Here is an 18,044-nt window from a genome sequence, read left to right on the forward strand (position 1 = left end):
AAAAGCACTGGTGGCATGGCATCGTGGCCGGACAGAGCGAAAACGAATCCCGACAGGTCGACCTCGACTTCGACATTGCAGCCCAGCAACTGGACAGTTGGGCCGACGGCGCCATCCGGCTGCTGCCCAATATCATCGTCGCCCTTATCCTGCTCACCCTCTTTTACTTGCTCGGCGCGACTGCGCGCTGGCTGATAAGGCGCAACCTTATCCGCCGGCAGCGAGGAAACCTGGGAGACGTCCTCGGCGGCCTGGTGAAATGGACGCTGATGCTACTCGGCATGCTGTTGGCTGCCACTATTGTCATGCCCACGCTCAATCCCGGCGATCTGATTGCCGGGCTCGGCGTGGGCTCGGTGGCCGTCGGCTTTGCCTTCAAGGACATACTGCAGAACTGGCTCGCGGGCCTGCTGATCCTCTTGCGCCAGCCCTTCCAGATCGGGGACCAGATCCAGGTCAGCGGATATGAGGGCACTGTCGAGCGCATCGAGACCCGGGCCACCGTCATCCACACCTACGACGGCCAGAGGGTGGTAATTCCGAACAGCGACATCTACACCAACGCGGTTCTGGTCAAGACCGCCCATCCGCTCAGGCGCACAGAATTCGATATCGGTATCGGCTACGGCGACGATATCGACGAAGCCTGCGAGATCATTGCCGCGGCGCTGTCATCGGTGGAGGGCGTGGAAAAGGACCCCGCCCCGGAGGCCCTCCCCTGGGACCTGGCGGCCAGCTGGGTCACCATTCGCGCGCGCTGGTGGAGCGACAGCCTGCAGACCGAGGTACGCCATATCCGCTCCGACGTGATCCGCGCAGTCAAGCTCGCCCTGGAAGAGGCTGGAATCGATATGCCATTTGAAACGCAGGTGCAACTGATGCACGACCAGACCGATGAACTCGACGGGGATAGGGGGAAGCAGCGCGAAGGCTGGCCGGCACCGAAAAGCGGCCGGGTCCGGCCGCGTTGGCGGGCCGAAGATAGCCGCGGAGCCGGCGAATAAAGAGCAGCTGCAATCTCAGAGGCCGGAATCGCCCGCGGCCTGGCCGCGGGCGGATCAAGGGAATTCAGTGAGCTGGCCTGTAAGCCGGGTTCTGTCGAGGACAATCATTCATCTGGGATATGTGTCGCCACACACCTCAAGCGACCTACCCGCCCTCGGTGCGGGTCACACCTGTAGAGGGCCTATTTGGTCTTGCTCCGGACGGGGTTTACCATCGCCGCAGACTGTTGCCAGCTGCGCGGTGCGCTCTTACCGCACCGTTTCACCCTTACCTGTGCCCGCTTGCGCGGGCCATCGGCGGTCTACTCTCTGCTGCACTTTCCGTAGGCTCGCGCCCCCCAGGCGTTACCTGGCGTCCCACCCTATGGAGCCCGGACTTTCCTCCATCTCTCCGAAGAGAAACAGCGATTGTCCGGCCAGCTCGCGGCGAAGGGTAATGACGGGGGTGCGGGAATGCAAGGGATATCGGGACTCGAACAGAACATCGAAGCCCGACGCTAAGGCCCTGTTGCCGGTGGCCGAGTCCGATCGCGGTCAACGGCGGGCGGCCGCCCCGCCGCTCCTACAAGGGCAGCGTGTTACCTCTGCGCGAGACTCCAGTTGTACAGTGCCTTCTTGTTTACCCCGGTGATCTCCGCCGCCAGCGCCGCCGCCTTCTTGGGCGGCAGCTCCGCCAGCAGCAGCTTCATGACCCGCTCGGCCTCCGGATTCAGGTCCGAATCGAGCCTGCGCTCGGCGCCGCGCACCAGCAGCACTATCTCGCCGCGCTGCTGGTTGCTGTCGGCGCGCACCCAGGCCGCCAGTTCCCCGAGCGGCGCCAGGTGGAATGTCTCGAAGGCCTTGGTCAACTCGCGGGCGATCACCGCCTCGCGCTCGCCGCCGAATACCCCAACCATCGCGTCCAGGGTATCCGCGACCCGGTGCGGGGCCTCGTAGAACACCAGGGTGCGGCTATCCCCCGCCAGTTCGCGCAGCGCCTTCTCCCGCTGGCCGGATTTGGCCGGCAGGAAGCCCTCGAAGCTGAAGCGGTCGCTGGGCAGGCCGGCGGCGCTGAGGGCGGCGACGAAGGCGCAGGGGCCGGGGACGGGCACAACGCGGAAGCCGCGCTCGCGGGCCTCGCGCACCAACCGGTAGCCGGGATCGGAGATCAGCGGCGTGCCGGCGTCCGAGATAAGGGCGACCGTCTGCCCCTGCTCCAGCCGCTGCAGTATCTGCCCGGTGCGCCTGTCGTCCGAGTGGTCATGGTACGCCATCAGCGGCGTATCGATGTTGAAGTGGGAGAAAAGCCTCTGACTGTGACGTGTGTCCTCCGCCGCAACCAGATCGGCGCATTGTAGAACTTCGACGGCTCGCGGTACCATATCGGCCAAATTACCAATGGGCGTAGCGACGATATAAAGCAGCGCCTGTTCCGGCCCCATAGTTCACGATCCTTGATTCAAAACAAGAATTAAGTATTGCGGGAGAAGAATATGTCCGCCTCTTCCCGGCGCACCCCTTACCCAATTGCCAAGATAACCACCAGAGTCGCCGCCGGCGCCCTGGCGCTGGCCCTGGCCGCCTGCCAGACACCGGCCTCCAAGCCGGGGGCGCAGCTGCCGGTGGATACCGGCGGCTCCGCCAGCCACAGCGCCGCGGTCCGGTTACTGCACAGCGCCGAGACACTGCCGGCGCCGGAGAGGGACAGGCAGCGCCTGCAGGCGGCGGCCATTCTATACGAACTGGGGGACAAGGAGACCGCCAGGGAGGCCGTGGTCAACATTGTCCCGGAACAGCTGGGCGATGTGCACTACGCCCAGTACGCCCGGGTATACGGTGGCCTGCTTGCCGCCGAGGACGAGTTTTTCCGTGCCCTGGACCTGGCCACAGCTCCGCGCCTCGACCATATCTGGCTGCAGCTGCCCGCGGACACCGCCCTGCCCCTGCGCGACCTGCGCGCCGACCTCTGGGGCCTGCTGGGCGACCTGGACAGCGCCATCGCCGAGCGCCGCCAGATTGCCGAGCTGGCGCGCACCGACGAGGCCATCGCCGACAACAACAACGGCTTCTGGCAACTGCTGACCCAGCTGCCCTCCAGCGAACTGCAGCTGCGCGCCAGCAAGAGCAGCGATCCGCAGATGCGCGGATGGTACCAGCTGGCCCTGCTGGGCCGCGACACCCAGGCGGATATCAGCTCGCAGCTGGCCGCCCTGAGCCGCTGGCGCCAGCAGTGGCCGCGCCACAGCGCCAGTGTTCACCCGCCCCAGGCCCTGCAGTTGCTGGAGCAACTCGCCTCCCAGCGCGCCGATCGCGTAGCACTGCTGCTGCCGCTGTCCGGCCCGCTGGGCAGTGCCGGCCGCGCCATCCGCGACGGCTTCATGGCCGCCCACTACACGGCCCTGAACGCCGGGGCCCCGACGCCGACTGTGCAGGTCTACGACACCGGCACGGAGCAGCCGTTTGAGGAGATCTATCAGGCGGCGGTCGATGCCGGCGCCCAGGCCATAGTGGGCCCACTGGACAAGCGCAAGGTGGCCAACCTGCTGGCCACGGAAAAGCTGCCGGTGCCGACACTGGCATTGAACTATGGCGACGAGGGTCGCCTGACCGGCGACCTGGTGCAGTTCGGCCTCGCCATCGAGGACGAGGCGCGCCAGGTGGCCCGGCACGCCTACCGCCAGGGCCACCGCCAGGCGATGATCCTCGCCGAGGACGCCGGCTGGGGCCAGCGCGGCGCCGAGGCCTTCCAGGAGGAGTGGCAGCGCCTGGGCGGCACCGTGACCATCAGCAGGAGCTTCCGCGACAAGAGCAACTTCTCCCAACTGGTCAGCGACGCCCTGCTGATCCCGGACAGCAAGGCGCGCGAGGCGGCCCTGCGGCGCAAACTGGCCGCGCCGCTGGAGTTCACCCCGCGCCGCCGCGGCGACGTGGACATGCTGTTCCTGGCCGCGCAGCCGCAGCAGGCGCGCCAGATCAACCCGATGCTGACCTTCTTCTACGCCAGCGACCTGCCCGTCTACGCCACCTCGCAGGTGTTCGACGGCAACATCAACCCGAACCGCGACCGGGATATCAACGGCATCCGCTTTACCGCCCTGCCATGGCTGTTCGAGGGCGACAACCTGACCAAGCGCAATATCGAGAAGCAGGCCTCTCCGGCGCCGGCCTTCGCGCGCCTCTACGCCCTGGGCGCCGACGCCTTCCGTCTCTACCCGCGCATCCCGATGCTGCGCCAGTTCCCACAGCAGCGGGTGCACGGCCTGACCGGCGCCCTGAGCCTGACCGCCGACGGCCGCATCGTGCGCGAACAGATATGGGCGCGCATCGACAAGGGCACGCCGGTGCCGGTCACCACAGCGGTGGAACCGGCGCTGCCACCGGCGGAGAGCATGGAGCTGACCGGGAACAGTGAAACCTTCTAACGGCGTCGGCGCCCGGATGGAGGAGGTCGCGGCGCGCCACCTGCAGGCCGCGGGCCTCAGAGTGGTGGCGCGCAACTACCGCAGCCGCCGCGGCGAGATAGACCTGATCGCGCGCGACGGCGGCACCCTGGTATTCGTCGAGGTACGCTACCGCCGCAGCAGCCGCTTCGGCTCAGCCGGTGCCAGCGTGGACGCGCGCAAACAGCAGAAACTGCTGGCCACCGCGCACAGCTACTTGCAGCAAAAGAGACTGGACTGCCCCTGCCGCTTCGATGTGGTGGCAATCGAGGGCGATGCACAGAATATCCAGTGGATAAAAGACGCCTTCGGGGCCTGATCCCCTATCCGAGATAAATGTAGCGAACCTCGTGTTCGCCCGATAAGGAAACAATGGAACAGCGAGTCGTAACCCTATTCCACCGCAGCCTGGAAGCCACCATGAACGCCGGCGAGGTGTTGGCGCCGCTGATCGCCGAGGCCAGCGACATGGTGGTGCACACACTGCTGGCGGAAAACAAACTGCTGCTGTGCGGCAACGGCGTCAGCGGTGCCCTGGCGCAGAGTTTCTGTTCCCAGTTGCTGGGCGGCTTCCAGCGCGAGCGCCCCGGCCTGCCCGCCATTGCCCTGAATGGCGACGCAGTCTCCATAGGTACGGTCGCGCGCAATCACGGCCGCGCTGAAACCTTTGCCCAACCGGTGCGCGCCCTGGGCCAGCCCGGCGACCTGCTGGTGATCCTGAGCAGCGACGGCCGCGACTCCAACCTGGTGCAGGCCATGCGCGCGGCGCGCGACCGGGATATGGGCATACTGGCACTGACCGGCGGCGACGGCGGCGACTGCGCCGCGCTGCTGGATACCCACGATATTGAACTGCGTGTACCCTCCGAGGTCGCAGCTGAGGTACACCAGGTACACCTGCTCACTGTTTTCTGCCTGTGCGACCTGATCGACAGCAGCCTGTTCGGCGGTTATGAGGATTGAGTTACGAGGACTGAACCATGGAAAAAAACCTGATGACTCTAAAGAAACACTTTTTTATCGCCCTCGCCATGTCGACGGCACTGGCTGGCTGCAGCACCGTGCTGGAGGCCACCCACGACGGTCCGATACAGCAGGATCCGGGCAAGCGCTCCCTGGGTACCTATATGGATGACCAGAAAATCGAAACCATCACCACGGTCAATATCAACAAGGCCCACCCGGACCTGAAGGCGGCCAATATCAACGTCAATGCCTTCAACGGCGTGGTGCTGCTGACCGGCCAGGTGGCGGACAACGACCTGCGCCTGCTGGCCGGCCGCACCGCCCAGCAGGTGCAGAATGTGCGCCAGGTGTACAACGAGATTCAGGTGCGCGGCAATGTCTCCTTCCTGGCCAGCTCCAGCGACGCCTGGCTGACCACCAAGGTCAAGAGCAACCTGCTCGCCAACAAGGAAATCGACAGCGGCCGTATCAAGGTGGTCACCGAGAATGGCGTGGTCTATCTGATGGGACTGCTGACCCGCGCCGAGGCGGAAAAGGCCGCGGATGTGACCCGCGGTATCGGCGGGGTGCAGAAGGTGGTCAAGGCGGTTGAGTATATCAACTGACTTTCAACGCCGAACATTTCCTTGTAGGGCCGAAGACGCCGTGAGTGCGTGGAGCGGCCGGGGCGGCCCCGCCGCCCCTACAAAGGCACCAATAAAAAACGGAGGCAAATGCCTCCGTTTTTTATTGCGTCGGGATTAATCAAACCCGCTCGATCGCAACCGCCGTGGCCTCGCCACCGCCGATACACAGGCTGGCGATACCCTTCTTCGCATCACACTTTTCCATCGCCGCCAGCAGGGTGACCAGGATGCGCGCACCGCTGGCACCCAGCGGGTGACCCAGGGCACAGGCGCCGCCGTTCACGTTCACCTTCTCGTGGGGCAGGTTCAGTTCGCGCATCGCCGCCAGGGTGACCACCGCGAAGGCCTCGTTGATCTCGAACAGCTCGACATCCCCGGCGGACCAGCCGGTGTTCTCCAGCAGCTTCTGCATGGCACCCACCGGCGCGGTGGTGAACCACTCCGGCTGCTGCGCGAACTGGGCCTGGCCGCGAATCACCGCCAGCACCTTCAGGCCGCGCTTCTTCGCCTCACTCTCGCGCATCAGCACCAGGGCCGCGGCGCCGTCGGAGATGGAGCTGGCGTTGGCGGCGGTGACGGTGCCGTCCTTGCGGAAGGCCGGCTTCAGCTGCGGAATCTTGTCCGGGCGCGCGGTACCCGGGCCCTCGTCCACGCTGACCTCCACATCGCCGCGGCGGGAGGAGACGGTCACCGGCGCTATCTCGCGCTCGAAGGCGCCGCTCTCGATGGCCTTCTGGGCGCGGGCCAGGGATTCCAGAGCGAAGGCATCCTGCTCCTCGCGGGTGAAGCCGTACTTGTCCGCGGTGCTCTCGGCGAAGGAGCCCATCAGCTTGCCGTCGTAGGCGTTTTCCAGGCCATCCAGGAACATATGGTCCTTCACCTCGCCGTGACCCAAACGCATGCCACCACGGGCCTTGGGCAGGATGTAGGGGGCATTGGTCATGCTCTCCATGCCGCCGGCGACGATCACCCTGCCCTCGCCCAGCAGCAGCGCGTCGCGGGCCATCATCACCGTCTTCATGCCGGAGCCGCACACCTTGTTCACGGTGCTGCAGGGCGTGCCCTCGGGAATGCCGGCACCGATGGACGCCTGGCGCGCCGGCGCCTGGCCGACACCGGCGGGCAGTACGCAGCCCATCAGCACCTCGTCCACGTCCGCCGGTGCCACGCCCGCGTCCTCGAGGGCCGCACGGATAGCCACGGCGCCCAGCTCCGGCGCGCTGACCGCGGACAGCTCACCCTGCATGGCGCCCATCGGCGTGCGCGCCATACCGACTATGACTACCGGATCTGAAGTTACATCGCTCATACTGGCTGCTCCCAAATCTGTGCCGCTGTTTCACTTTTTGGACAGCGGCGATAGTTTTATTGCGGCGGCATTATAACCGAAGCGGGGCCCGGCGCCGCCATACGCCCTTGGCATGACTCGGGACTCGGGACTCGGGACTCGGGACTCCAGTAGGGTGCGCCGTGCGCACCATCCGGCCAACGGTGCGCACGGCGCACCCTACGGGGCTGAGGTATGCACGGCATGTCCCGCAAACGGCCCGGCATCAGGGCCACGATAAAACCAATCCAGAGTTCCCATAAAAACCCTCGTGTTACTATCCGCGCCAACAACTCACAACAACGGCGAGAAGTCATATGGAAATCTCAAGCATCGTCTGGCTGGTGGCCATTGCCGCACTGCTGTTCTACGTAGTCGGTATTTACAACAAACTGGTTTCACTGAAGAACCGTTATGAGAACGCCTTTGCGCAGATCGAGGTGCAGCTGAAACGCCGCTACGACCTGATCCCCAACCTGGTGGAGACCGCCAAGGGCTACCTGAAACACGAGCGCGAGACGCTGCAGGCGGTGGTCGAGGCGCGCAACGTCGCCCTGGCCGGCCTCAAGGCCGCCGCCGCCAATCCAGGCAATGCCGGCGCCATCGCCGACCTGGGCCATGCCGAGGGCGCCCTGGCCAATGCCCTGGGCCGCCTCAATGTGGTGATGGAGGCCTACCCGGACCTGAAGGCCAACCAGAATATGATGCAACTCACCGAGGAGCTGACCAGCACCGAAAACAAGGTCGCTTTCTCCCGCCAGGCCTTCAACGACTCGGTAATGGCCTACAACATCTACAAGCAGAGCTTCCCGCCGGTCTTCTTCGCCGGCTTCTTCGGCCACCGCGACGATGGCAGGCTGCTGGAGTTCGCCGATTCCGAAACCATCCAGGCGGCGCCGAAGATCGAGTTTTAACCCATGAACTTTTTCGAGTACCAGGACAGGGCCAGGCGCAACAGCGGCCTGCTGGTGGCGCTCTTCGCCCTGGCGGTGGTGCTGCTGATCGGCATCACCACCCTGCTCGCCGCGGCAATGGTGGCCTGGTCCCGCGGCCAGGCATTTTCCCCGACGAATGCCGGCCAATTGCTGGGCTGGGACACGGTCGCCACCATCGCACTTGCCATCGCCGCCGTGATAGCCCTGGGCAGCCTGTACAAGCTGCGTCAACTGGCCGCCGGCGGCCGCGCGGTGGCCGAGTCCCTGGGCGGGCGCAAGATCAATATCGCCCCCCACGGCGACGCCGAGAAGCGCGCGCTCAATGTCGTCGAGGAGATGGCCATCGCCTCGGGCACGCCGGTGCCGGACGTCTACCTGATCGAGGACGACGCCATCAACGCCTTCGCCGCCGGCTACAAGCCCAGCGACGCGGTGATCGGCCTGACCCGCGGCTGTATAGAAAAGCTCAGCCGCGACGAACTGCAGGGCGTGGTGGCCCACGAGTTCAGCCATATCTTCAACGGCGATATGCGCCTCAATATCCGCATCGTCGGCCTGCTGAATGGCATACTGATTATCGGCATGCTCGGCTACTGGCTGCTGCGCGGTTCCCACCTGGGCTCCAGCCGCGACAACCGCGGCCGCGCAGCCCTGTTCGGCATAGGCGCCGGGCTGATGGTGATCGGCTACACGGGGACCTTCTTCGGCAACCTGATCAAGTCCGCGGTCAGCCGCCAGCGGGAATTCCTCGCCGACGCCTCGGCGGTGCAGTTCACCCGCAACAACCGCGGCATCGCCGGCGCGCTGAAGAAGATCGGCGGCTACAGCGCCGGTTCGCAACTGGCCTCCAGCAACGCGGCGGAGTTCAGCCATATGTATTTCGCCAGCGGCCTGAAGAGATCCTTCGCCAACCTCTTCGCCACCCACCCGCCGCTGGCGGACCGCATTTCCAGGCTGGACCCGCAGTGGAACGGCCGCTATCCGAGTGTCGACAGAGAGCCGGAAGGGCTTTCGGTAACGCCGCAACAGGACGCGCAGGTGATGGGTGTCGCCGCGGCGGTGCCCTTCGACAAAGCGGCCGCGCCTCTCAATAAAGTGTTGGAGGCGGTGGACAACAGCATCGGCAACCCCAGCGAACAGCAGGTGCACTACGGCCGACAGCTGCTGCAGTCAGTGCCGGCGCCGCTGCAGCAGGCGGCCCGCGACCCCTTCGCCGCGCGCGCGCTGGTCTATTTCCTGCTGATGCACGGCGACGAGAAACACCGGAAGCAGCAACACCAGCTGCTGCAGAAGATCGCCCACCCGGCGGTGGTGCGGGAAATGCAAAAGCTGGAAGCGCAACTGCAGGGCCTGCCCGCCACCGCGCGCCTGCCGCTGCTGGACCTGTGCGTGCCGGCGCTGAAGGCGCTGGTGCCGCAGCAGTACCAGGTGTTCAAGCGCAACCTGATCAAGCTGCTGCGCAGCGACGGCAGAGTGGAACTGTGGGAATGGGCCCTGTACCGGGTGCTGATGCACGCCCTCGAGGGCAGCCCGGACCGCCAGAGACTGTCGCCCAAAAGCGGGGCGGACAAGGATGCGGCGCGCTTTATCCTCGCCGCCGTGGCCCACGCCGGCAATCCGGATTACCTGCCGGCCAAGCGCGCCTACGAGGCCGGCCTCAAGGCACTGCAACTGGAGATTGCGCCGCTGCCGGCGGCGACGGACATCAGCCTGCCGCGCCTCGACAAGGCCATCGCCATCGCCGCCACCATCAAGCCGCTGCGCAAGCCGGCCCTGCTGAAGGCCATGGCCGCGACCATGGCCCACGACGGCGTCGTCGCGGCGGAGGAAATCGAACTGCTGCGCGCCGTGGCCGACAGCCTCGACTGCCCCATGCCTCCGCTGCTCGCAGATGCGCAGGCGCCCCCCCCCCCTCAAGGTCCCGCGGCGAGCAAATGATCACTTCATAACCCCCACACTCCCCGCAAGAAAAGCTGGCTGCCCCGCAGGGGATACGCACTTTTGCTGGCCGACTCGCAGATAAGGCCTTTCTAAGTTGGGCCGCTTGTGCGGCCCGATACCAAAAACCTTCAAGCGGTCTGCTTCATCAGGTAACAACCGATAAGCACCGCGTCCTCACCGACATCGTCAATAGTGCCTACGAATATATTCTGGGTCAGCCAGTTATGCTTGCCCGGAGGGGTTTTGAACTTGGGCGTTGTCAGGCAATAGTAATCCTCGGCGAGAAGCTTTTCTCCGGATTTCATCTTCTTCAGGCCACTTTCATTCGGCCGCCAGATGCCCGCATTATCGATGATGATGATATCGCCCTCGTCTGTTTTCAGGCGATACAGCGCATTGATCAAGGTGACGCCATCCGACCTCTCAACGGACATATCCGCGCCGCCGGGAACAACCTCGCCCTTCAGACCCCTGCCACTGAAGTGTCCCCCAACGATGGGGTAGTTGATCCGGTGTCCGTCGGAAGTCATTCCCATGTCTTCCGTCTCCCCCAGCTTCACATGGATCTGCAAGACCAGATCGGCTGCCAGATCCCGCTTTTCGGTAGTCCCGCCCCGCTCCTGCGCCAGGCCCGCGGCCGGTACGGCGAGGCCCAGGCCGGCGACCCCGGCCATACCCAACAATGTGGCTCTCTTTTCAGTATCTATGCCCACAATATCGCTCCTCTATTAGTCTGATTTTACCTTTTGATTATCGAAAACAAATTCGCCATCCAGCATGGTTCTCGCTATCCGGGCCTTGTGAATCTGATAGCTGTCACGCGAAAAAATATTGTCTTCCAGGATCACCAGGTCGGCTGCCTTGCCGACGGCGATTGAACCAATGGAGTCCGACTTCCTGAGTTGGTGGGCGCCGTTTATCGTATAGCCCTCCACGAGCTGCTGAAGATTCAGCCGCTCCGAAACCGGCTGCATGATCTTGGCTTTCTCGCCGCCGTCCAGATCCTGGCGATTGAGGCCTATCTGCATGCCAAGCAGTGGGTTGGCCCGTTCAAACTCCACCGGGACCACCACATCGCTTGAGAATGTCACCGTGGCGCCGGCGTCAAAAAAGGACCTCGCACGCATCTTCTGATTGTTTCGCTCACCCAGGCTGTGCTCGGCCCCCTCGAACAGATCTCCAAACCACTGGGGCGTAAAATTGGCGACTACGCCGAGCTCCTTGAATCGGGAAATATCCTTCTCGCTGACCAGTTCCAGATGACACAGGGTAAGGCGCGGGTAGTTCCAGCCTCGTTCTTTCGCCGCTTCATAGGCATCCAGGGCCACGCGCGTGGCCCTGTCTCCGACCACGTGCAGGTGCAGGTCCATTTTTTCCCGGTGCAATTCGCCGATAAATTCGACCAGTCGTTCCTCGCTGATCAGGGTGCCGCCGCGATTGCCCGGATCATCTTCGAAGTCTTCGAGTACCGCGGAAGTTCTTATCTCGTGAACACCGTCGAGGTGGATCTTCACCGTGTTGAAACTCAGATGGGGACTGGTATAGGTCTTGCGCAGCCTTTTCAGTTCGGGTATCGCCCTGTCGATCTGATCCGGCAGATGCACATGGTAGGTGCCCTCGTACTTGATCGGCAGGCGCCCCTCCCTGTCCATCCGGGCCAGCACTGCATAGACCTTGTCGTGCAGGCCGAGGTTGCCGCCGTCGTAGAGGCTGGTGACGCCTTTGCTGGAGAGATAGTTCAGGAACTTCTCCAGGTTGGCCTCAAAGACCGCCGTCTCCGCAGCTTTCAGTATCCGCTCCTGAATGGAGGCAGAGGTGAATTCCTTTATCCAGCCAGTGGGCTCGTTGTTCTCACCGCGCTGGTAATAGGCCAAGCCCGGGGCTGGGTCCGGGGTCCCCCGACCAACTCCCATCACCTCCAGCGCCTTGCTGTTCAGCCACATGCTGTGGCCCGAGTCATCCATCAGCGCCACGGGCCTGTCGCTGACGACTCTATCAATCATCTCCTTATGCGGGCCCTGGGTTCCGAAATCTGCAGTGCGCCAAAAGCCTGCAATAATGAAGGGAATATCCGGGTTTTCGCGTGCGTAGGATTCCAGCCACTGAAGCAGTGCTTCTGGCTCAGGATCCGGTGCAGCGGCCAGATCCGTGGAAGCAAACAGGGAAAGTATGCCCGGGTGAGTGTGCGCATCCACCAGCCCGGGCAGTACCAGGCGGCCGTCCAGGGATATCACCTGGGTATCCGGGCCTATCCACGATTCGGCTCCCCGACTTCCGCCGACATAGACAAACTTGCCGTCCTTTATCGCTACCGAGGTAGCCCGGGGCCTGGCGGTATCGACTGTATAGAAACTGCCATCGAGCAGAACCTTGTCGGCAACCCTGTCATCGGCCACCGCCAGGATGGAAAAGAGCACCCACACCAGGGCCTGGACCAGGAAAGAACAGCTTGCAATCAGCTTAGCTGCCATAGAACCTCCGGATTATTCACGCATTCGCAAAAAAGCCGGCTCGCCCGGGGCGAACCGGCAAAGTGAGAGGCAACAAAACAACGACCATGCTCTCAATCAAAAAGATACGCTCAAACGCAGCCCGTATTCCCGGGGAGCCCCGTAGAACTCGCTAATGCCAAACTGACCGGATACATACTCCTCATCGGTCAGGTTGGTTCCGTAGGCCACTAATTTCCAACGATCATTGGTCAGGGAGACGGAAGCGTTGAGCAAATCGCGGCTTTCCAAAGTGTCGGATACCGGTGAGTACGTCAGGTAGGTATACTGCTCGTCCACATGCGAGTAATTGATGCTCGGCGTCAGGTAGAGTCCATCCGCCAGGTCAAACTCGTAGCTCACGGACAGGTTATAGGTCCATTCCGGCGCATAGAGCGCATCGCCACCCGAGGTCGCCTGCATGTAGGGACTGTAGTCAAAACACACCGGCGGCATGGACGGCACGCCTGCCGGGCACTGCGGTCCGAGCGCGCTGCCCGGCAGCGCGCGCGCGTTGATAAAGGTCTGTCCCGGCAATTCCGACTGGGTATAACCGAGATTGCCGCTGATCGACCAGTTGCCCAAACGGGCCTGTACCTGGGCTTCGATCCCCTTGATGGTCATGTCGGCAATGTTCTCTGAACCCTCTACGCCGGTGGAGGGTTCTAGCACAGCAAACTGGAAATCTCGGTAGTCGTTGTAAAACGCAGTCAATTGCGTCCGGATGCGATCGTCGAATGCGCTGAACTTCCAGCCGATCTCATAGCTGGTCACATCTTCGGCCTCGAACTCGGACGTTGTGGAATTAAAGCCCCCCGGTTTGTAGCCGGTGGAAACCTGGGCATAGAGCAGGCCGTTATCCAGGTACCGGTTCAGTGCCACCTTGCCGGTGATGCGATCATCATCGTACTCACCGGCAAGGTCTCCGACCTGCAAGCCGCCGGGTGGAAATCCGGGAATGCCGCGGCCAACATAGATCCCACCCTCTCCCGTCACTTCATAGGTGGAGTGGCGCACGCCTGCCTGCAGCTCCCAGGAAGGCATAAATTCATAATTTCCCTGGGCAAACAGTCCAGTTACCCTGCGCTCGTTACCACCGGGAATATCGGTGGGAAAACCAGCCTGGGTATCGACAATCATGATGTCGATATCGGTCTCTTGGTAGTAGGCACCCAAGACCCAGTCAAACTTGCCATCCGCCGGGGAAATAATGTTAATTTCCTGGCTCAGCTGTGTTTCATTGGCATAGTAGTCCTCGACGATATCCCCATTGGCAGACACGGGCGCCGTGGATCCGTCGATGTCGGAAACGTTGGTGATCTCTTTATCCTGATAGCCGGTCAGGGAGCGCAGCACAACGCCACTTGCCAGCTCGTAACTCATCTTCAGGCTGTACATATCCCCGCGGTCTTCGTAGGATACATCTTCATCGAAGGCGAGGGTAAAGGCGTCGTCAATACGATGGGCACCAAAGGTCGTGCCGGGAACGGGTTGCGCCGGGTAACCGCCTGTATCTCGCTTGTTGGTCTGCGCCTTGAATAACAGCTCAAAGTCGTCGGGGCTCCACAGCACACCCAGACGCCCGCTGTATTCGTGTAGCTTGCCAGCATCGTTGTCGAATGGACCTATATCGTCGTAATAGCTATCGCGCTCGCGCCTGAAGCCGGCCAAGCGAATAGCGAGGTCTTCAGCCACAGGAACATTGACTGCGCCTTCGAAACCGAGACTACCGTAGTTGCCCACACTCGTCTCCCCGTAACCGCCGAATTCGCCCAGCTCCGGGGATTTAGTGTTGATGAAGATTGCACCTCCAGTGGAATTGTTGCCGACGAAGGTGCCCTGAGGGCCGCGCAACACCTCAACCGTATCAATATCGTAGAAGCTTGTGGACTGCACTATCGGCGGCTGGAACAGACCATCGACATAGGTTGCCACGCCGGCGGTGATGTTGGGCGTATTGGTCGCGATACCGATACCGCGAATGTTTACGCTGAGCGTTGGCCCGGTATCGGTAATGGAGAGTGAGGGTGAGGTGCTTTGCAGATCCATGATCCTGGCTGCGCCCCGATCCTTCAGCATGTCGCCATTGAAGGCTGTTGCAGACATCGGAAGATCTTCCAGGTTCTCCTCTCGCCGCTGCGCCGTCACCACAACCTCCTCCATACTGGAAGTGACTCTCTCCCGCATATCATTGGCCGGTTCGCTGGCCTGAGCGAGCACATAGCTGCTGGCGGAGCCCAAGAGGGTGGCCAGTAGAATCTTATTATTTTTCATAGTCTGCTCCTTGGTCGGCTTGATTATTATTCTTGATACTGGGCGATTACCGCTGTGCGCCCATAGCTTATTTTTTGTAACTGAATCCATCAGCGTGTTTCTACTCCGGGCGCCACTTGGAAGCGGCCTCGAAGAAACTGAATGTTTCACGCATGGCGGCATCGCCCTTGTCCTGTGGGGGAAAATAGCTGAGTTTCACGATTACTGTATCGGTGGAAGGGTCCACGAAGATAAATTGCCCCTGAAGACCGATGGCGGAGTACGCCGGAGTCTTCGATATGGTCCACCACTGGTAGCCATAATCCATCGGTTCTTTTTCAGGTCCCGCCGGCTTTATCGACTCCCTTACCCAATCGGCAGAGACAACCTGCTGGCCATTGATTTTCCCCTCGTTCAGCATCATCAGACCGACGCGGGCATAGTCGCGCAGAACGGCGTTGAAGCCCGCACCGCTGAATTCGCGCCCCACACCCGGCTCGCCGTCCATGATGAAGAAGCCATCGGACTCGGCGCCGAGCGGCTCCCAGAGGCGACTGGCCATGTAGGAGGCCAGGTTCCCGCCGTCACTCACCCGCTCGAGCAACAGGCCCAACACCGCCGTATCGATGGTCTTGTACTGGAACACCTCTCCGGGCGGGTGAGCACGCTCTATATCCCGCGCGACATCCACAAAACGGGCAACATTCTTGATCAGGGCCAGGATATGGTTGCGCGCGGCGATACCCGGGTTGTCGAACTCGTAGCTTTCCTCATAGTCCACTCCGGACCGCATTTGCAGCACCTGGCGGATGCTCACTCCCTTGTAGGCACCGCTCTTCAACTCCGGCAGGTAGTCCGTGATGTCATCGTCGAGGGACTTGATGCGTCCCTCCGCCAGGGCACTGCCGACCAGCAACGAAGTCAGTGACTTGGTCATCGACCAGCCCATGAAGTGAGTATCCGGGCCGCTGTTGTTGAGATAATTCTCGTGGACAATCTTGCCGTCCTTCATCACCAACATGGCGTTGGTATAGGTTCGATCCAGAAACTCTTGCGGCGTGTAGGTCTCGCCCTCGAAGCGGTAGGTGAAGTCGAGCTCCTGATCCTGGCGTGGCAATTCAAGGACGCTGCCGGACCGGGCCACCGTTCTGGTGGTAAAAAGCTTATCCATGCTGCGAAAGGTGAGCACGTTGATGTCACCATCGTTCATATGCCAGCGTGCATTCTGAATCGCGACAGGTACGTCGGATTCTGGCCCTACCTGGGCAACATAGGGATCCAGGGTCAGTTGGGCGTGCACCAGTGCAGGCAGAAGACCGGCAGATACAACGCCGACAAGATTACTGAAGAAGTGTCTCTTTACTGTTTTTCTCATTGTCCGTTTACTCCTGGCAATATCCCTTGGACAGGATGCCTCCCTCCAGGGCCATCGGTTACTCTCGGCATTCGATGCTACGAGGGAGTAAAGGGGGTGTCATATCCTATTTGAGATATGGTTCCGGAGGTCGAAGAGATAGGTGTCTGCGCGCGGCGCAGCCCCAGCCCTCAGGCAGGAAAGCTGGCTAATATGAAGGAATGGCCAGATCAGTTGATGGCGTGCAGGGTCTTTGCTGAAATCGATGACCCTATCAAGCGCACCAGTTCCGGCTGCCGGTGAACCCCGAGCTTGGAGAAGATACTTTTCAACTGAATGCGGGCGGTACCGGCGGAAACGCCCTGCTTTGATGCATACTCGTTGACCGAACTGCCGTCGCACAGGGCGATGGCAAGCCTCGCCTCCGCAGGTGTCAGGCCGAACAGCCTGACGACGTCCAGTGCCGGCAAATTCAGCCTCGCTTCATTCTCGGACAGATACAGTGCAATACAAGGGGCGAGCGCAGCGCCGGCCAGGGATTTTTGCATGGGGACAGCTAACAGCTGCAGCGGCCTGTTCCAGGCGGGACCCAAGGCACCGACAAATCGCTCTCCGGAGCCCCCCTCCCTGCCGGCACGGCCGATCAACTCCCTGAGCAGGCGTTGGTCTTCCGGAGAGGTGCAGCGCAATCTGGACCCGGTGACAGACAGGTGCGCGGAACGCCTGATGATCTGCCGGGCACAGGCATTGGCCCAGCGCAATTCACCGCGGCAGTCGAGAATCAGAACGCCGGTGCTGAACTGATCCAGGGAATGCGTCAGGAATTCTGTCCGCTGCTGCAGGTGCCCTATTTTTTCCGACAGGGAAACCGTCTGCTTCAGGTGCGGTGCCAGCTGGTGCAGAAACCTCTCCTGGTCGTCGTCGAAATCCCGCGCATCGTCGTAACGCCGGTGTAGAAGCATGCACAGGTTTCTATCCTCGGCGTATCGGACTCCGAGAATGGCCGGGCGCCCGAGACCGATCATCTGCAGTCGCTCCCGCAAGGCCTTGAACTGGGGATCGCCGGCGGTCTTCTGACACTCATCCCGGATCACGGCGCTCTCCGCCAGGGGCTGTCCGACATCGCCCAGATCGAGACGGGGGTTCTCCTCGTTGTTTACAAGACAATCGTGGGATTCGGACTGCTCGGTGGAGACGGAGTCTCTAACGATCCACTCCTGGCGCAGGCGGTTACCCTCCCGCTTGAGCATCTGCACCACAACGCTGCCCACCTGCAGCTCTTTCCTGATCAGGTCGAGGGCGTGACTCCAATTGCCGGGCTGTTCTGCGGACTTGTAGAAGGTCGGCAGTATCCTCTGCAGGAAGTCAACCTTCATAAACACCTCACTTTGTCAGATGGGCATTCCCTGCAACACGGAGCACCGAAAGCGCGACCACTTGGTCGCAAAAAAGCGGCGGACCTATCTTCAGCCCCCGCAACCCGATGGCGCTGTCCGAGCCGGACAACGGCAATATACCGTAGTTCGCGAACCGATGTCTCACCCGCCCCACTACTCCAGAAGCCCCACAGCTGCGCCCTCAACCTCTCAACAGAGCAAGGCCGGGGCAGGCCGCCAGTGGGCCGGCGAGGCCGTCACCAAGCCACTATCGGCAGCGAATGGCCGCCGACAACCGAACAATTGACCCCGTTACCACCGGCAGTCACACTCGTACCGCCGGTTCCACGCCGC

14 protein-coding genes and 1 other RNA gene are annotated in these 18,044 nt (G+C 62.2%); 7 read left to right on the top strand and 8 right to left on the bottom strand.

What is annotated here, in order from left to right:
* The first annotated feature begins 23 nt into the window (after positions 1-23).
* Positions 24-1,004 (top strand): mechanosensitive ion channel family protein, encoded by a 981-nt coding sequence (locus AC6R19_RS01290; RefSeq protein WP_500577668.1) that lies wholly within the window; start codon positions 24-26, stop codon positions 1,002-1,004.
* A 64-nt stretch (positions 1,005-1,068) separates the two neighbouring features.
* Here the strand turns inward: AC6R19_RS01290 and rnpB are convergent.
* Positions 1,069-1,428: RNase P RNA component class A (gene rnpB / locus AC6R19_RS01295), an RNA gene on the bottom strand.
* A gap of 154 nt (positions 1,429-1,582) precedes the next feature.
* Positions 1,583-2,425, bottom strand: a complete 843-nt coding sequence (gene rsmI, locus AC6R19_RS01300; RefSeq protein WP_500577669.1) for a 16S rRNA (cytidine(1402)-2'-O)-methyltransferase — start codon at positions 2,423-2,425, stop codon at positions 1,583-1,585.
* Between the two features lie 51 nt (positions 2,426-2,476).
* On the opposite strand from rsmI, the gene AC6R19_RS01305 reads away from it, so the two are divergent.
* From AC6R19_RS01305 to AC6R19_RS01320, 4 genes are read left to right on the top strand one after another with little or no spacing between them, the layout of a single operon-like run.
* Positions 2,477-4,405: a penicillin-binding protein activator gene (locus tag AC6R19_RS01305; RefSeq protein ID WP_500577670.1), complete on the top strand. Its 1,929-nt coding sequence runs from the start codon at positions 2,477-2,479 to the stop codon at positions 4,403-4,405.
* Entirely contained in the window at positions 4,392-4,742 is a 351-nt protein-coding gene (locus AC6R19_RS01310; RefSeq protein WP_500577671.1) for a YraN family protein, read from the top strand. The genes AC6R19_RS01305 and AC6R19_RS01310 overlap by 14 nt, the downstream gene beginning before the upstream one ends.
* A gap of 53 nt (positions 4,743-4,795) precedes the next feature.
* Positions 4,796-5,386, top strand: coding sequence for an SIS domain-containing protein (locus tag AC6R19_RS01315; protein WP_500577672.1), 591 nt, complete (start codon positions 4,796-4,798; stop codon positions 5,384-5,386).
* Between the two features lie 17 nt (positions 5,387-5,403).
* Positions 5,404-5,994, top strand: coding sequence for a BON domain-containing protein (locus AC6R19_RS01320; RefSeq protein ID WP_500577673.1), 591 nt, complete (start codon positions 5,404-5,406; stop codon positions 5,992-5,994).
* A 139-nt stretch (positions 5,995-6,133) separates the two neighbouring features.
* On the opposite strand, the gene AC6R19_RS01325 is transcribed toward AC6R19_RS01320, so the two are convergent.
* A complete protein-coding gene (locus AC6R19_RS01325; RefSeq protein WP_500577674.1) occupies positions 6,134-7,324 on the bottom strand; it encodes an acetyl-CoA C-acyltransferase in 1,191 nt (396 codons plus the stop codon).
* A 335-nt stretch (positions 7,325-7,659) separates the two neighbouring features.
* Here AC6R19_RS01325 and AC6R19_RS01330 point away from each other — a divergent pair, with 335 nt between their 5' ends.
* Positions 7,660-8,256: a LemA family protein gene (locus tag AC6R19_RS01330; RefSeq protein WP_500577675.1), complete on the top strand. Its 597-nt coding sequence runs from the start codon at positions 7,660-7,662 to the stop codon at positions 8,254-8,256.
* Between the two features lie 3 nt (positions 8,257-8,259).
* The gene (locus tag AC6R19_RS01335; RefSeq protein WP_500577676.1) at positions 8,260-10,215 is read left to right on the top strand and encodes a M48 family metallopeptidase; all 1,956 of its coding nucleotides are present in this window, start codon (positions 8,260-8,262) and stop codon (positions 10,213-10,215) included.
* Positions 10,216-10,346: 131 nt separating this feature from the next.
* Here AC6R19_RS01335 and AC6R19_RS01340 read toward each other — a convergent pair whose 3' ends face one another.
* From AC6R19_RS01340 to AC6R19_RS01360, 5 genes are all read right to left on the bottom strand, one after another.
* Complete coding sequence (locus AC6R19_RS01340) at positions 10,347-10,931, bottom strand: DUF3237 domain-containing protein (RefSeq protein ID WP_500577677.1); 585 nt, start codon at positions 10,929-10,931, stop codon at positions 10,347-10,349.
* A 15-nt stretch (positions 10,932-10,946) separates the two neighbouring features.
* On the bottom strand, positions 10,947-12,689 hold the full coding sequence (locus AC6R19_RS01345) for an amidohydrolase (protein WP_500577678.1): 1,743 nt from the start codon (positions 12,687-12,689) through the stop codon (positions 10,947-10,949).
* Between the two features lie 96 nt (positions 12,690-12,785).
* Positions 12,786-14,981, bottom strand: a complete 2,196-nt coding sequence (locus AC6R19_RS01350; protein WP_500577679.1) for a TonB-dependent receptor — start codon at positions 14,979-14,981, stop codon at positions 12,786-12,788.
* Positions 14,982-15,081: 100 nt separating this feature from the next.
* Complete coding sequence (locus AC6R19_RS01355; RefSeq protein ID WP_500577680.1) at positions 15,082-16,335, bottom strand: serine hydrolase domain-containing protein; 1,254 nt, start codon at positions 16,333-16,335, stop codon at positions 15,082-15,084.
* Positions 16,336-16,544: 209 nt separating this feature from the next.
* On the bottom strand, positions 16,545-17,690 hold the full coding sequence (locus AC6R19_RS01360) for a helix-turn-helix transcriptional regulator (protein WP_500577681.1): 1,146 nt from the start codon (positions 17,688-17,690) through the stop codon (positions 16,545-16,547).
* Positions 17,691-18,044 lie beyond the last annotated feature (354 nt).

This window comes from Microbulbifer sp. SE14, from assembly GCF_059834885.1.

Excerpts from the sequence above, each read along its gene's own strand:
- AC6R19_RS01320 (WP_500577673.1), top strand. The coding sequence starts at position 5,404 with ATGGAAAAAAACCTGATGACTCTAAAGAAACACTTTTTTATCGCCCTC.
- AC6R19_RS01330 (WP_500577675.1), top strand. The coding sequence starts at position 7,660 with ATGGAAATCTCAAGCATCGTCTGGCTGGTGGCCATTGCCGCACTGCTG.
- AC6R19_RS01315 (WP_500577672.1), top strand. The coding sequence starts at position 4,796 with ATGGAACAGCGAGTCGTAACCCTATTCCACCGCAGCCTGGAAGCCACC.
- rsmI (WP_500577669.1), bottom strand. The coding sequence starts at position 2,425 with ATGGGGCCGGAACAGGCGCTGCTTTATATCGTCGCTACGCCCATTGGT.
- AC6R19_RS01335 (WP_500577676.1), top strand. The coding sequence starts at position 8,260 with ATGAACTTTTTCGAGTACCAGGACAGGGCCAGGCGCAACAGCGGCCTG.
- AC6R19_RS01345 (WP_500577678.1), bottom strand. The coding sequence starts at position 12,689 with ATGGCAGCTAAGCTGATTGCAAGCTGTTCTTTCCTGGTCCAGGCCCTG.
- AC6R19_RS01360 (WP_500577681.1), bottom strand. The coding sequence starts at position 17,690 with ATGAAGGTTGACTTCCTGCAGAGGATACTGCCGACCTTCTACAAGTCC.
- AC6R19_RS01355 (WP_500577680.1), bottom strand. The coding sequence starts at position 16,335 with ATGAGAAAAACAGTAAAGAGACACTTCTTCAGTAATCTTGTCGGCGTT.
- AC6R19_RS01325 (WP_500577674.1), bottom strand. The coding sequence starts at position 7,324 with ATGAGCGATGTAACTTCAGATCCGGTAGTCATAGTCGGTATGGCGCGC.
- AC6R19_RS01350 (WP_500577679.1), bottom strand. The coding sequence starts at position 14,981 with ATGAAAAATAATAAGATTCTACTGGCCACCCTCTTGGGCTCCGCCAGC.
- AC6R19_RS01305 (WP_500577670.1), top strand. The coding sequence starts at position 2,477 with ATGTCCGCCTCTTCCCGGCGCACCCCTTACCCAATTGCCAAGATAACC.